General features: G+C 72.6%; 12 protein-coding genes and 1 tRNA gene. 7 read left to right on the top strand and 6 right to left on the bottom strand.

Annotated features, from left to right (window positions below; all coding sequences use genetic code 11):
• Position 1 precedes the first annotated feature (1 nt).
• The 3 genes from BIV57_RS15780 (at position 2) to BIV57_RS15770 (ending at position 3,325) form a co-directional block, all read left to right on the top strand.
• Positions 2–1,321: a glycoside hydrolase family 113 gene (locus BIV57_RS15780; RefSeq protein ID WP_071657452.1), complete on the top strand. Its 1,320-nt coding sequence runs from the start codon at positions 2–4 to the stop codon at positions 1,319–1,321.
• A 95-nt stretch (positions 1,322–1,416) separates the two neighbouring features.
• Positions 1,417–2,361, top strand: a complete 945-nt coding sequence (locus BIV57_RS26475) for a Yip1 family protein (protein ID WP_071657451.1) — start codon at positions 1,417–1,419, stop codon at positions 2,359–2,361.
• Positions 2,362–2,398: 37 nt separating this feature from the next.
• Positions 2,399–3,325 (top strand): alanyl-tRNA editing protein, encoded by a 927-nt coding sequence (locus tag BIV57_RS15770; RefSeq protein WP_071657450.1) that lies wholly within the window; start codon positions 2,399–2,401, stop codon positions 3,323–3,325.
• Between the two features lie 3 nt (positions 3,326–3,328).
• On the opposite strand, the gene BIV57_RS15765 is transcribed toward BIV57_RS15770, so the two are convergent.
• Genes BIV57_RS15765 through dcd form a run of 3 tightly spaced genes read right to left on the bottom strand, consistent with a single transcriptional unit; the run spans position 3,329 to position 5,089 of the window.
• A complete protein-coding gene (locus tag BIV57_RS15765) occupies positions 3,329–3,949 on the bottom strand; it encodes a hypothetical protein (RefSeq protein ID WP_139275690.1) in 621 nt (206 codons plus the stop codon).
• A gap of 40 nt (positions 3,950–3,989) precedes the next feature.
• Positions 3,990–4,493, bottom strand: a complete 504-nt coding sequence (locus BIV57_RS15760; protein ID WP_071657448.1) for a phosphoribosyltransferase — start codon at positions 4,491–4,493, stop codon at positions 3,990–3,992.
• Positions 4,490–5,089 carry a dCTP deaminase gene (dcd, locus tag BIV57_RS15755; protein ID WP_071657495.1) on the bottom strand — a complete coding sequence of 200 codons (600 nt, stop codon included), beginning with the start codon at positions 5,087–5,089 and terminating at the stop codon, positions 4,490–4,492. The genes BIV57_RS15760 and dcd overlap by 4 nt, the downstream gene beginning before the upstream one ends.
• Before the next feature lie 711 nt (positions 5,090–5,800).
• Here dcd and BIV57_RS15745 point away from each other — a divergent pair.
• Positions 5,801–5,874: transfer RNA gene (locus BIV57_RS15745), tRNA-Gly, on the top strand.
• Between the two features lie 396 nt (positions 5,875–6,270).
• Here BIV57_RS15745 and BIV57_RS15740 read toward each other — a convergent pair.
• Positions 6,271–7,692, bottom strand: coding sequence for an ATP-binding protein (locus tag BIV57_RS15740; protein WP_071657446.1), 1,422 nt, complete (start codon positions 7,690–7,692; stop codon positions 6,271–6,273).
• Positions 7,693–8,442: 750 nt separating this feature from the next.
• Positions 8,443–9,414: an alpha/beta hydrolase gene (locus tag BIV57_RS15735; protein WP_071657445.1), complete on the bottom strand. Its 972-nt coding sequence runs from the start codon at positions 9,412–9,414 to the stop codon at positions 8,443–8,445.
• An 85-nt stretch (positions 9,415–9,499) separates the two neighbouring features.
• On the opposite strand from BIV57_RS15735, the gene BIV57_RS15730 reads away from it, so the two are divergent.
• Both BIV57_RS15730 and BIV57_RS15725 read left to right on the top strand, forming a co-directional pair.
• Positions 9,500–10,159 carry a TetR/AcrR family transcriptional regulator gene (locus BIV57_RS15730; RefSeq protein WP_071657444.1) on the top strand — a complete coding sequence of 220 codons (660 nt, stop codon included), beginning with the start codon at positions 9,500–9,502 and terminating at the stop codon, positions 10,157–10,159.
• 5 nt (positions 10,160–10,164) lie between these two features.
• Entirely contained in the window at positions 10,165–10,701 is a 537-nt protein-coding gene (locus tag BIV57_RS15725; RefSeq protein ID WP_071657443.1) for a hypothetical protein, read from the top strand.
• On the opposite strand, the gene BIV57_RS15720 is transcribed toward BIV57_RS15725, so the two are convergent.
• Positions 10,664–11,575, bottom strand: coding sequence for a LysR family transcriptional regulator (locus BIV57_RS15720; protein ID WP_071657442.1), 912 nt, complete (start codon positions 11,573–11,575; stop codon positions 10,664–10,666). The two genes, BIV57_RS15725 and BIV57_RS15720, sit on opposite strands and share 38 nt — an antisense overlap.
• 75 nt (positions 11,576–11,650) lie before the next feature.
• Between BIV57_RS15720 and BIV57_RS15715 the strand changes: the two genes are divergently transcribed.
• A partial coding sequence (locus BIV57_RS15715) for a DMT family transporter (protein WP_071657441.1) occupies positions 11,651–12,597 on the top strand: 947 nt, incomplete at its 3' end.

Genomic DNA, 12,597 nt, shown 5'->3' with positions numbered 1-12,597 from the left:
GATGAAGCGCCTGCTGCTGGTGCCCCTGGTGCTGCTGCTGATCATCGTCGGGGTGCCGCTGGCCTTCGGCAACGATCCGCTGGCGAGCGTCCTGCCGAACCGGATCGCGGAGAAGAAGGCCGCCGCGGCGGCCGCCCTGGAGGCGCGCGACCCGTCCGCCGCCCCCATCAAGGTGACCAAGCCGCCGGCGAAGGCCCCGGAGCGCTGGAAGCCGGGCGAGCCGCAGTGGGGCGTCCACATCTACTGGGCGGCGCAGCGCGGCGAGACCGACGAGATCGTCCGGGCCCGGGCCCGCCGCCTCTTCCGCTACATCATCGGCCTCGGCGCCAACTCGGTCGCCGTCTCCTTCCCCTTCTACTCGGTGGACGGCCGGTTCGGCGACACGGTGGGCACGAGGTCGACGCGCACCCCGTCGCTGAAGCACCTGGAGATCATGATCGACGAGGCGCGGCGCAGCCGGCTGCGCGTCACCCTCCGCCCGCTGATGGACGAGAAGAACCTGGGCCAGGGCAACTGGCGCGGCAACATCCAGCCGTCCGACCGCGACGCCTGGTTCGCCTCCTACAAGAAGCTGCTCGGCCCCTACCTGGACATGGCCCAGTCCAACGGCGTCCAGACGTTCGTGATCGGCACCGAGCTGAACTCGCTGGAGGGCAACCGCAACTGGAAGCCGCTGATCGCCTGGGCGCGCACCCACTTCCGGCGCGAGATGGCGTACGCCGCCAACTGGGACAACTTCGTCTACTCGAAGATGTCCGCCCCGGTCGGCGAGGTGAACCGGCTCGGCGTGGACGCCTACTTCCCGCTGAAGAACCTGGGGGACGACGCCACCGTCCAGCAGATCGCGGACGGCTGGGAGACCTGGCTGCGCAAGGAGAAGGGCCGCAACGGCGACCTGAGCCGGATCCTGCTCTACGAGGCGGGCATCGTCGCGCAGCACAACGCCTACCACGCGCCCGGCGACTTCTACACGCGCCGGTTCTACGACGAGATGGTGCAGGCCAAGTGGTACGCCGGCGTCTGCCGGGCGGTGAAGGCGGAGAACCTGGCCGGGGTCTACTGGTGGGGCATCGAGTTCCGCTCCGACCCGTCGGCGGTGGTACCGCGGCAGGACACCCGGTTCGGGATCATCAACCGGAAGCACACCGAGGCGGCGATCCGCTCCTGCTTCGGGGCGCCGACGCCCACGGCGACGCCCAGGCCGACGCCGTCGCCGACCGCGTCGCCCTCGGTGAAGCCGTCGCCGTCGCCGACGCCCTCCGCCACTCCCGCCCCGTCGATGTCGATCACCCCTACGGCTGTCTCCAAGGGTTTCCCCTGATCTCTCGTCACAGAACTGCCGCAAAGGGACGTTGCGGACACTGAAGTCCTTCCGGCGCCCGCCGCTCCGGGTACCGTCGGAGAGTGGGAGGACCGATGCGAGACCGGAGTGGGCGCCGCGGGCGCCGAGCGCAGCAGGTGCAGCAGGTGCCCGGCATGGAGTCGGGCCGCACCGTGCCGTACGAGCCCGGCTACGACGGGCCCGCCGGCTACGGGGCGCCGCACCAGCAGCCGCAGCCGCAGCAGTACGCGCAGTACCCGCAGGGCTACGACCCCGGGTACCAGGGCCCTGGCGGTCAGCAGCACCAGCAGGGTTACCCCCAGGAGTACGACCGGCAGTACCCGCAGGGCTACGACAGCGGCTACGACCAGGGCTACCCGCAGCAGGGCTACGACCAGGACCATCCGCAGCAGGACTACCCGCAGCAGGGCGGCGAGCGCCTCGGCGACACCAACGTCGCCACCTACCGCGCCGGCCAGTCGCATGCCCCCGCCGGCCCCCGGCTGCACTGGAAGGAGCTGCTCACCGGCATCTTCCTCCGCCCCTCCGAGACCTTCGACCGGATGCGCGACCACCGGGTGTGGGGCCCGGCGCTGATCGTCTCCGCGCTCTACGGCATGCTCGCGGTGATCGGCTTCGGCGATTCCCGCGACCAGATCTTCAGCTCCACCTTCGGCACCATCGTGTCGCTGCTGCTCTCTGGCGCCGTCGCCTTCGTCATCGGCGGGCTGATGCTGGGCGGAGTGACGCACGGGCTCGCCCGCCAGATGGGCGGCGACGGCCTGCTCGCCCCCACCATGGGCATGTCGATGCTGGTCGGCTGGCTGACGGACGCGCCGCGCCTGATCCTGGCGCTCTTCCTCTCGGCCTCCAACGGGGTCGCCCAGGTGGTCGGCTGGGCGACCTGGCTGCTCTGCGCGGTGCTGCTCACCAAGATGCTCAGCAAGTCGCACGACCTGCCGTGGGGCAAGGCGCTCGGCGCCGCGTCCATCCAACTGCTGGTGCTGCTCGTGCTGGTGAAGCTGCCGACGCTGTCCTGAGCCGAGCCGGCGGGGCGGCGGCTGTTACCGTCGCCCCATGTCCATGCTCGAGGTCGCGCGGTCCACTCAGGTCACCTTCCCCTCCGGAGCCGTCGAAGGGCGCTCGGTGCTGCTGGGCACCGCCGCGGCGCCGGGCCTGCCGGACGGCGCGGTCGGCGCGCTGGTCGCCGAGACCCCCTTCCACCCCCTCGACCACACCTGGCCCGACCAGCCGGGCGACGCGGGAACCCTGGCCGGGCTGCCCGTCGACGACTGCCTGACCGGCGCCGTCGGAGTCGACGGCGCGCTGCTGGTGGGCGCCGGGATCCCGGCCAAGCGCGGCGAGGAGGGCTGGCACTGGGTCGCCGTGCACGTCCTGGCGGAGGCCGACGCGGCCCGCCTTCCGGCCCCCGGCACCGAGGTCGAGCTGCGCGTGGACGGCGCCCGCCGGGCCGCCCTCTCCGCCGCGCACACCGGCTGCCACCTGCTCGCCTTCGCCCTCAACGGGGTGCTCGCGGAGGCCGGCCGCTGGCGCAAGGAGGCCCGCCCCGACGCGCTGGGCAACCCCGACTTCGACGGCTTGGCGATGCAGTCCTCGCGGATGGACGAGCAGGCCAGCACGGACGTCTACCGCCTCGGCAAGTCGCTGCGGAAGAAGGGCTTCAGCACGGACGGCCTCGCCGAGGCGCTGCCGGAGCTGGAGGCCGCGGTCAACACCCGCCTCGCCGCGTGGCTGGCGACCGGCGCCCCCGTCGCCGTCGAGACCGACGGCCCGGACCTCACCGCCCTCCGCCGCTGGACGTGCCCGCTCCCGGGCGGCACCGCGTCCGTCCTGTGCGGGGGGACCCACCTCGCGTCGCTCACCGAGCTGGCGGGCCTGGCGACCCGCCTCACCCTCTCCGACGACGCCACCGAACTCACCGCGGTCACCACCCCGACCGCCGCGCCTACTCCCGCTCCCGCTCCCCCTCCCACCCGCGCCTGACGCTCAGCAGGCCGCGTCCGCCCCGTCGATCCGGCCGGCGCCGCCGTCCACCAGGGCGGCGAGGGCGACGAGCGTCTGCTCGGGTGTCAGCGCGGAGTTGTCCAACCGCGCCGAGCCGGGGTGCGGCCGCCCCTCCAGCCGCCGCACCTCGGCCGCCAGCGCGTCCGCCTGGCGGTCGGGCTGCCCCGCGCACCGCGCGACGACGGCCTCCGCCGTCGGGGCCAGCGACACATGGTGCACGGCCGCGACCGGGCTCATCCGGGCGACGAACGGCGCGGTGTCGACGGGGTCGAAGAGGCTGTTGCCGCAGATGAGGACGGTCGGCCAGCCGTGCGCGAAGAGCGAGGCGGCGAGCTGCGCGGCCTGCTCCAGCACCATCGCGTTACGATCGTCGTCGTAGGTCAACTCCCAGCGGGCGTCGACGTTGAAGTACAGCTGATCGGTGTCGATCGCCGCCGCGGGATGCCCCCAGGCGGCCGCCATCGCCGAGTGCCCGAGCCGGCACACCGTCGTCTTCCCGGCCCCCGCCGGCCCGGACAGCAGCACCACCCGCCACGGCACCCGCCCGGCGTCACCCGCGCCTCCTGCGCCTCCTGCGCCTCCCGCGTCACCCATGCGAACCATGCGCGCCATGATCGCCCCCCGGGCCACCCCGGATCCAGCCTCAGGCGTCGAGGACCTGGCCCTCGCGCTTGGTGACAGGAGGCAAAGTAGACCAAGGGAAGTTGATCCACTTGTCGGTGCGCTTCCAGACGTACTCGCACTTGACGAGGGAGTTCGGCTTCTCGTAGATCACCGCGGTGCGGACGTCCGCGACATGGTCCTTGACGAAGTCCTTGACCAGTTCGAGCGTCTTGCCGGTGTCGGCGACGTCGTCGGCGATGAGGATCTTCTTCTCGGAGAAGTCGATCGCGTTGGGCACCGGCGGGAGCATCACCGGCATGTCGAGCGTGGAGCCGATGCCGTCGTAGAACTCCACGTTCATGGTGTGCAGGTTCTTCACGTCCAGCGCGTAGCCCAGCGCGCCGGCGACGAAGAGGCCGCCGCGGACGATGGAGAGGATGATGTCCGGCTCGTAGCCGTCCTCGTGGATGGCCTGGGCGAGGCTGCGGGACGCCTCACCGAAGATCTGCCAGGTGAGGGTCTCGCGCTCGTCGGGGGTGGTCATCCTCGGTCGTCCTTCGCGGTGGTGCCGGGGTGCCGGTTGCGCTCGTACTGGGAGGCGACCGGGCCGCGCTGGTTGGTGTACTTGGAGTTCAGCCCGGGGTGCCCGTACGGGCGTTCGGCGGGCTGGTCGAGCATCTGGAAGGAGAGCTGGCCGATCCGCATGCCCGGCCACAGCTTGATGGGCAGGGTGGCGACGTTGGACAGCTCCAGCGTGATCTGGCCGCGCGGCCACCCCGGGTCGACGAACCCGGCGGTGGCGTGGATCAGCAGGCCGAGGCGGCCGAGCGAGCTCTTGCCCTCGACGCGGGCCACCATGTCGTCCGGCAGCCCGATCTCCTCGAGCGTGGTGCCCAGGACGAACTCGCCCGGGTGCAGCACGAACGCCTGACCCTCGCCGTCGACCTGGACCATCTCCATCAGGTCGCGGGGGCGGTCGTAGGGGTCGATGACGGAGGTCGCGTGGTTCCGGAAGACCAGGAACTGCGCGCCCAGCCGGACGTCGACGCTGGCGGGCTGGATCTGCTCGTCGTTGAGCGGGTCGATGACGAGCCGGCCTTCGGCGAGCATCTTGCGGATCGTGCCGTCGGAGAGGATCACCTGCACGAGGTTACGGCCACCCGGTGGCCGCGTCCCAATCCGGGGCGCATGCCACGGGGTGGCGTCGCACTTCGGTCGTGCTTCCGCTGTGCCTCTGACGCGCGTCGGTCGCGCGTCAGTCGCGTTTGTCGCGCGTCAGCTGACGTCGTCCTCGACGTGCCGGCGTTCGGCGAGCCGCCGCTCGGCGCGGCTGAGGACAGACGGGTCCTGCGGTACGGAGCTGCGCAGCCGTCCGCAGCAGGGACATCGCACGAGCCGTCCGGGGCCCAGCCGTCCCCCGCTGCCGAGACTCTGCAGCGGGAACGATCCGACGCTGAACAGGTGCCCTGCGGCACATCGGACGATGGTGCGCTCCTCCATCGATCCCCTTCCCCGAATACGCGCCGTCCGAGCCCGGGGGCTGCCGAATCGCCCCTTACCTTCGGGAGGTTGACCCTCCCGCGGAGGACGGCAGATCCACACAATACGGGATCATTCGGGCGCGATACAGCGCGCCGCACCGGGTTTTTGCCAAGCCTGTGAAGAGCCGGCGCACCGGTCGCATGGGGATCGCCAGGAACCCTACGCCCGCCCCCGCACCCCCCGCCACAGCCCTCGCCGCGCACACCCGCGGGACCCTTCTCACACCCCCGGACGCGCGAACGGCCGTGCACGCGGCACGGCCGATGGGGTAGAGTGAGCAACGACCGGGCACACCTGACGCCCCGTCATGCGGATGTAGTTTAATGGTAGAACATGAGCTTCCCAAGCTCAGAGCGCGGGTTCGATTCCCGTCATCCGCTCCACCGAGAAGCCCCGGGCCGGCGGCCTGGGGCTTCTTCGCGGTCCAGACCAATCCAAGGACCGCGCACCAGATCCGCACCGGATCGCGAGCCGCCGCGCCAGTGGACTCGCGGAACTGATCGACATCCGCGAGGAACTGGAGCGCGGTGACCTGCCCTCGCTTGCCATCGCCCGCCTCTCCGACGATGGCGCCGGTACGCGCGAGGACACCGCCGGCACCGGCGCGGTCCCACGTCCCGGCTTCCCCGCCGATCTCACCAGGGCCCAGCAGGCGCTCGCAGCCTTCCTTCGAGTCATGGTGTGTCGTCGGAGGCGGCTTGGCCCCCGCAACCGACTGCGTCGGACGTCGCCGCGTCCGACGGTTGCTCACCGGCACCGCAGTCGGCCGCGCTCTCCGGTCAGGGCCAGGCTCGCAGCAGATCGTCGGGGGTGAGGACGGGCAGGGCGTCGAGGGAGGAGCCGTTGCGGGAGACGGCGAGCAGCGGGGTGTCGCCGGAGGCGCCCGGCAGCTGGTCGCGGTGGGTGCGCAGGCGGGAGAGATCGCGCGCGTCGAACGGCTTGTTCTCCAGCCACTTGATGGAGCCGACCGCGGTGATCTGTTTGGCGATCGGCGCGCGATCGGCGCCGACGATGTCGATCTCGGGGTCGTTGGTGCGGGTCCAGTAGCCGCCGACGGCACGGGTGCCCTCGGGAAGGCGGTCGTCAGCCAAGCGCCACAGGGCCTCGCGAATCACCGGCTCGATGGCGCGGCCCCGCCAAGTGGCCCACTGGGTGCGGATATCGGCCAGGACCCGGTCGCCGCGCCCGCGTTCGACAGCGGAAATGCCGGGACCGATGAAGGAGAGCCAGAACCGCAGATACGGGTCCTCGACTCGGTAGCGGGTCTCCCGGCTGGGCCGGGTGGACAACGGCAGCTCGGCGGCCACCATCCGGCGGGCGGTCAGCAGTTCCAGGGAACGCTTGAGCGAGCCGGGGTTGAGGTCTCCGGCGGCGCGGCCGATCAGCGTGAAGGTGCGCTCGCCATGACCGATCGCGGACAACACGGTGCGGGCCTGGGCATCGGTGGGGAACTCGGCCGCCAGCGCCCGTTCCCCACTGACCAGCAGGGCGGAGGTGGGTCGCCGCAGCGCGGTTGCCAGGTAGTCCCACAGCCCGGTCCCGGTCGGCCATTCCTCCAGGATCAGCGGCAGCCCGCCGGTGACCAGGTAGGCATCGAAGGCATCGGCGGCCGGCAGATCCAGCATGGCCGCGACGTCGGCGGGGCTGAGCGGCGGGATGCTCATCTCGGTGCCGCGCTGGTAAAAGGGGCGGCCGTAGGTGTTGAGCTGCTCCATCATCGCCAGGTCGGATCCGACCAGGATCAGCAGTACGGGCAGCTTGGACAGGCGTCGGTCGAACGCCTTCTGCAGGGCCCCCTCAAAGCTGGGGTCCTCGCGCACGAGGTAGGGCATCTCGTCCAGGACCACCACGCTGGGCCGGTCGGCAGGGAGGGCGGTCGCCAGCATGGACAAGGCGGCGTCCCAGGTCTGGGGGACGGCGAAGCCGGCGAACCGCGACGCGTCGGGAAGGCTGGACGCCGCCAGCTCCTGGGCGAAGCTCGCAAGGTCCGCCTCACGGGATCCGCCGACGGCGGTGAAGAACAGGTGCGGCAACTCGGCTCGCTCCAGGAACTCTTCGACGAGGCGGGACTTGCCGACCCGGCGGCGCCCGCGCACCAGCAGCGCCCGACCGGGCCGACCGCTGCGGCCGCCGGAGGGTACCTGCCCGGCGATGGCGTCGAGCTCCGCGAGCTCTGCCTTACGCCCGATGAATCCGTCCATGCCGACCCCTCCGATACGCGGACCTGACTTGCATCAATGATAGTTTCTCCAATGCAAGTCTCTCGGGGGATCGTGGGTCGATTCACCCGGATGGGGACGTGCCACGTCACCGCCGACAAGCACGGGCAGGGGTGTCGGCAGGAAGGACTCGGGGGAAGAAGAAGCGCAGGGCTTTCACGGGGACGGTGGGCCAGGGAGCGGCCTGGGCGCCCCAAGCTCAGAGCGCGGGTTCGATTCCCGTCATCTGCTCCGCGACAGACCAGACCCCACGCCGGATCCACCCGCCCGCGACTCATCGAGCTGGCCGCCGAGAACGACGCTGGGTTCGACCTGCGGATGTTCGCCGACGCTCTCGCGCGCATCCAGCGCTGCACCGACAAGCAGTTCGCGGCCTACGGCATCGATCCGGCGCGGGCCAACGCGATCCGGACACGCTTCGCGGGCTGGCGGGAGGAGCTGGAGACGGCCGCGGGCGGGGCTCGTCGGCGACTTCCCGAGCGGAGTGTGCAACAAACTCACCACAAGCCCTGGTACGTGACGCTCAGTCACGGCGACGTGCGGGTGGCCCGTCGTGGATCCTGCCCAGCACGGCCCTGGAGAAGCCGCTGTGCCGGTCGGTACGGGCAACTGGCGTGGTGGTGCGCCCCCTTGATCACGTGGACGCGGCCAGGGGCAGACGGGCGGCTGGGGCGGCTTCGGGGTGACGGTAAGCACCTGCCGCGACGGCTGCGCGCAGCTCCGCCGCGGGTGTCAGGGCGCGAGGGCGGTGCGGAGGTAGTCGAGGATCTCGGCGCGGGCCGGGACGGCCTGCGGGACGAGGCCGGGGAGGGTGAGGAAGGCGTGCGGGGCGTCGGGGTACTCGGTGAGGCGGACGGGGGTGCCGGCGGCGCGGAGGCGCTCGGCGTAGCGACGGCCGTGGTCGGCGAGGGCGTCGCGGGTCGGGACGACGAGCAGCGCGGGGGCGAGTCCGCCGAGGTCGTCGGCGTGCAGCGGGGAGTACGCGCGGGCGTCGACGCCCGGCGGGACGGCGAGCCGCAGCAAGAGTCGGAGCACGGGCAGCGCGGGGCTGGGCTGGTAGGCGTACTCGGCGACTGACGGGTGGTCGGTCATCGCCTCGGTGAGGTCGACGGCCGGGTTGACGAGCACCTGCGCCCGCAGGCGCACCCCGGCGTCCCGGGCGCGGAGCGCGGAGATCGCGCTGAGCAGCCCGCCGAAGCTCTCGCCGACGACGGCGACCCGCTCGGGGTCGATGTCCCAGTCGTCGGCGTGGTCCAGCAGGTGGCGGAGCGTGTCCCAGGCGTCGTCGGCGGCGTCGCCGACGGGGTGGTCGGGGGCGGCGAGGCGGTGCTCGACGGAGACCACGACCGCGGGGAGCTGCGCGGCGAGGTGGCTGTTGGGCCAGTCGCACTGCGCGGCGGTGCCGACGAACCCGCCGCCGTGGACATGGACGACCAGGGGGAGGCGGGCCCGCCGGTCGTCGGCGTCGCCTCCGCCATCGGCTCCGTCATCGGCCGGACGGTAGACGCGGACCGGGAGGTCGCGTCCGGGGAGGGCGAGGTGCTGCCACGCGATCGCGGCGCCCGGATCGGGCTCGCCGAGGACCTCGCGGGCGCCGGCGGAGGCCCGGAAGCGGTTCTCCGCCTCGCGGTAGGTGGCGAGCTCCTCGTCGGTGATCGTCTCGAAGTCGGGTGCGGTGGGCCTCAGTTGGATGTCTGCGTTCATGCGTCCTCATTATGCACGCACTGCGTGCAACAGCAAGTGCAATGCCGTGGGCGTCGGGTAGGCTGAGCGCGACGAGAGGGGCGAGATGGCAGGCCGAAGGCGCTGGTCGAGCGAGGAGATCCTGGACACGGCGGCCGAGTTGCTGCGCACGGACGACGCCGAGTCGTTCAGCGTCCGCAAGCTCGCCGCGGCACTGGGAACGGACTCCTCCAGCCTCTACCGCCACTTCCGCAACAAGACGGAGCTGCTGCGCGCCGTCGCCGACCGGATCCTGCTGGCGGCGATGGACGGCTACCGCCCCGAGGGCGACTGGCGGCAGCGCCTCACCGCCACCGCGCGGCGGGTGCGCGAGGCGTTCGGCCAGCACCCGCAGCTCGCCGCGGTCTGGGGGCGGTACGCCTCGGGCGGCGCGGGCTCACGGATCGTCATGGAGGAGGTGCTGCAGGCGCTCTCCGCCTCGGGGCTGCCCGAGGAGGAGGTCCCGGAGCGCTACCACCGGCTGGTCGTGCTGCTCGCCGCGCTGATCGCCGCGGACGCCGGCATCGGGACGCTCACCGGCGAGGAGTACGAGCAGGGCATGGAGCAGTTCCGCGTCGCCGTGCTGGGCGCCGACCCCGAGCGCTTTCCCGCCCTCGCCCGCCACGCCCGCGCCGTCCGCCCGCTCGGCGTGGACCGCGCCGCCGCCTTCGAGGACATCCTCGCCGCCCACCTCGCCCGCATCGAGGCCGACCTCCCGGCGCGGTGACGCCCATGACGCTCCGGAGGCCGGTCGTCGAGCGGATCGCCGCGGCCACCCTGAGGGACGGCGGCGTCACCGCCGACCTCCGCACCGGCGCGCTGCTGCCGCCGGTGGACGCCTGGTACCTGCCGCGCCGCCCCGACCGGACGCGGATCGTCCCGGGGGACGACTTCTTGGCCGGGGCCGTCGCGGACTTCCTCGCCGCGGAGGCTCCGCTGCTCGGGGAGGAGGCAGCGGCGTGCGGCGAAGAGCCGGCGGCGTTCGGTGAGGAGCCAGGGGCGTGCGGCGGGGAGCCGGCGCCGCACGGCGGGGCTCGGCTCTGGCTGGGGACCTGGCTCAACCCGGCGACCGGCCGCTGCTACCTGGACATCGTCACGCGCGCCGCGACCGCTGCGGAGGCGGTGGCGCTCGCCCGCCGGTACGGGGCCGTCCACGGCCGCCCGATCGTCGCCGTCTGCAATCCGGCGCGCGGGCTGACCGTGGCGGTGGCGGACGGCGCGCCCATCGGCGTCAGCGGGCCTCGGCGGCCGCCTTCTCCAGGGCGTTGAGGGCGGCCCGGATGGAGGGGCGGCGGTCGCCGTCCTCGCGCCAGACGGCGTAGACATGACGGCGCATCACGGGCCGGACGGGAAGCACCGCGACGCCCTCCGGCATCGGATCGCGCCCCAGCCGCGGCGCGACGGCGACGCCGAGCCCGGCTGCCACCAGCACGAACTGCGTGTGGTGCTCCTCGGCGGCGTGCGACAGCTTGGGCTCGACGCCCTGGCCGCGGAGCGTGAAGAGCAGCCAGTCGCGGCAGAAGCCGCCCTCCGTCCAGCAGATCCACTCCTCGTCGGCGAGGTCGCCCAGGCCGATCGCCTCCGTCCGCTCGGGATCGGCGAGCCGGTGGCCGACCGGGACGAGCGCGTCGACCGGGTCGTCCAGCAGCGGCTTCTTGGCGAGGCCGGCCGGGATCGGCAGCGGGCGGTTGTACCAGTCGAGGACGACCGCCAGGTCGGTGTCGCCGCGGGCGACGTGCCGCACCGCGGCCTCCGGCTCGACCTCGCTCAGCCGCGGGCGCAGCCCGGGGTGCTCGGCGCGCAGTGCGACGAGCGCGGCGGGCATCAGCCCGCGCGCGGCGGTGGGGAAAGCGCTGATGTGCAGGTCGCCGACGGCGGCGCCGCGGTGCGCCTCCAGGTCGGCATAGGCGAGCTCCAGCTGGGACAGGACGCGGGAGGCGTGCCCGGCGAGCAGCCGTCCCGCGTCGGTGAGGCGGATGCCGCGGCCCTGGCGGACGACCAGCCGCTGGCCGCACTCCCGCTCCAGCTTGGCCATCTGCTGCGAGACGGCGGAGGTGGTGACGTGCAGTCCGGCGGCGGCGCCGCTGACCGAGCCGTGGCGCTCGACGGCGGCGAGGATGCGGAGGCGCTCCACATTGAACATGTAAGAGATGCTACAGAGTTCCTTGCATGAGATCTCGGTTGTCCTAAAGCATGGTCGGCCCTCACAGTTGAGGGCATGACACGCCTGCCGAACTCCTCCCCGTCCCCGCGACGACTGCAGCTGCTGGACTGGCGGGTGCGGTTCGCGGTCCTCTGCCTCGTCTGGGGCTGCAGCTTCCTCTTCATCAAGCTCGGCACCGATGCCTTCGCCCCGCTGCAGGTCACGCTGGGCCGGATGCTCTTCGGCACGGCCGTGCTGCTGGTGGTGCTGGCGGTGAAGCGCGACCGGCTGCCGCGCGACGCCAAGGCCTGGGGCCACCTCGCGGTGGCGGCGTTCTTCCTCAACGCGCTGCCGTTCTCGCTCTTCGCCTACGCCGAGCAGTCCATCCCGTCGGCGCTGGCGGGGATCTGCAACGCCACCACGCCGCTCTTCGGGATGCTGCTGTCGCTGGTGGCGCTCCGCGAGGACCGTCCGGACCGGCGCCGGGTCGTCGGCCTGGGGCTGGGCTTCGCCGGGGTGCTGGTGGTGCTGGGCGTGTGGGACGGGCTGGCGGGACGGGGCCTGGGCGCGGGCGTCGGGATGGCTCTCGCGGCGGCCGCCAGCTACGCGGTGGGATGGGCGTACGTGCGGCGGACGCTGGGCGGGCGGAGCGAGTCGGACCTGTCCATGACGAGCGCTCAGCTGCTGCTGGGCACCGTCCAGGTGGCGGTCGCGGCGGCGCTGGTGACGCAGGCGCCGACGTCCTTCCCGGCGGTGCCGCTGCTGGCGATCGCGGCGCTGGGGGCGCTGGGCACGGGGACGGCGTTCCTGATCCAGTACGGGCTGGTGGCGGAGGTCGGGCCGACCACGGCGACGATGGTGACCTACTTCGTGCCGATCATCTCGACGGCGGCCGGGGTGCTGGTGCTGGGCGAGCGGATCGGCTGGAACACCCCGGTGGGGGCGGCGGTCATCCTGGTCGGCGCGGCGCTGACCCGGCCGCGGTCGGCGAAGAAGAACGCGACGCGGGTGGTCGCCTCGTC

This window comes from Mangrovactinospora gilvigrisea (assembly GCF_001879105.1).
Taxonomy (GTDB): Bacteria; Actinomycetota; Actinomycetes; order Streptomycetales; family Streptomycetaceae; genus Mangrovactinospora; species Mangrovactinospora gilvigrisea.
This window is presented reverse-complemented; position numbering and strand designations above follow the sequence as displayed.

Bases quoted from the DNA above. Each gene is read 5' to 3' on its own strand.
- BIV57_RS15735 (WP_071657445.1), bottom strand. From the start codon at position 9,414: ATGAACGCAGACATCCAACTGAGGCCCACCGCACCCGACTTCGAGACG.
- BIV57_RS15760 (WP_071657448.1), bottom strand. From the start codon at position 4,493: ATGACCACCCCCGACGAGCGCGAGACCCTCACCTGGCAGATCTTCGGT.
- BIV57_RS15730 (WP_071657444.1), top strand. From the start codon at position 9,500: ATGGCAGGCCGAAGGCGCTGGTCGAGCGAGGAGATCCTGGACACGGCG.
- BIV57_RS15720 (WP_071657442.1), bottom strand. From the start codon at position 11,575: ATGTTCAATGTGGAGCGCCTCCGCATCCTCGCCGCCGTCGAGCGCCAC.
- BIV57_RS15765 (WP_139275690.1), bottom strand. From the start codon at position 3,949: ATGGTTCGCATGGGTGACGCGGGAGGCGCAGGAGGCGCAGGAGGCGCG.
- BIV57_RS26475 (WP_071657451.1), top strand. From the start codon at position 1,417: ATGCGAGACCGGAGTGGGCGCCGCGGGCGCCGAGCGCAGCAGGTGCAG.
- BIV57_RS15740 (WP_071657446.1), bottom strand. From the start codon at position 7,692: ATGGACGGATTCATCGGGCGTAAGGCAGAGCTCGCGGAGCTCGACGCC.
- BIV57_RS15770 (WP_071657450.1), top strand. From the start codon at position 2,399: ATGTCCATGCTCGAGGTCGCGCGGTCCACTCAGGTCACCTTCCCCTCC.
- BIV57_RS15780 (WP_071657452.1), top strand. From the start codon at position 2: ATGAAGCGCCTGCTGCTGGTGCCCCTGGTGCTGCTGCTGATCATCGTC.
- BIV57_RS15725 (WP_071657443.1), top strand. From the start codon at position 10,165: ATGACGCTCCGGAGGCCGGTCGTCGAGCGGATCGCCGCGGCCACCCTG.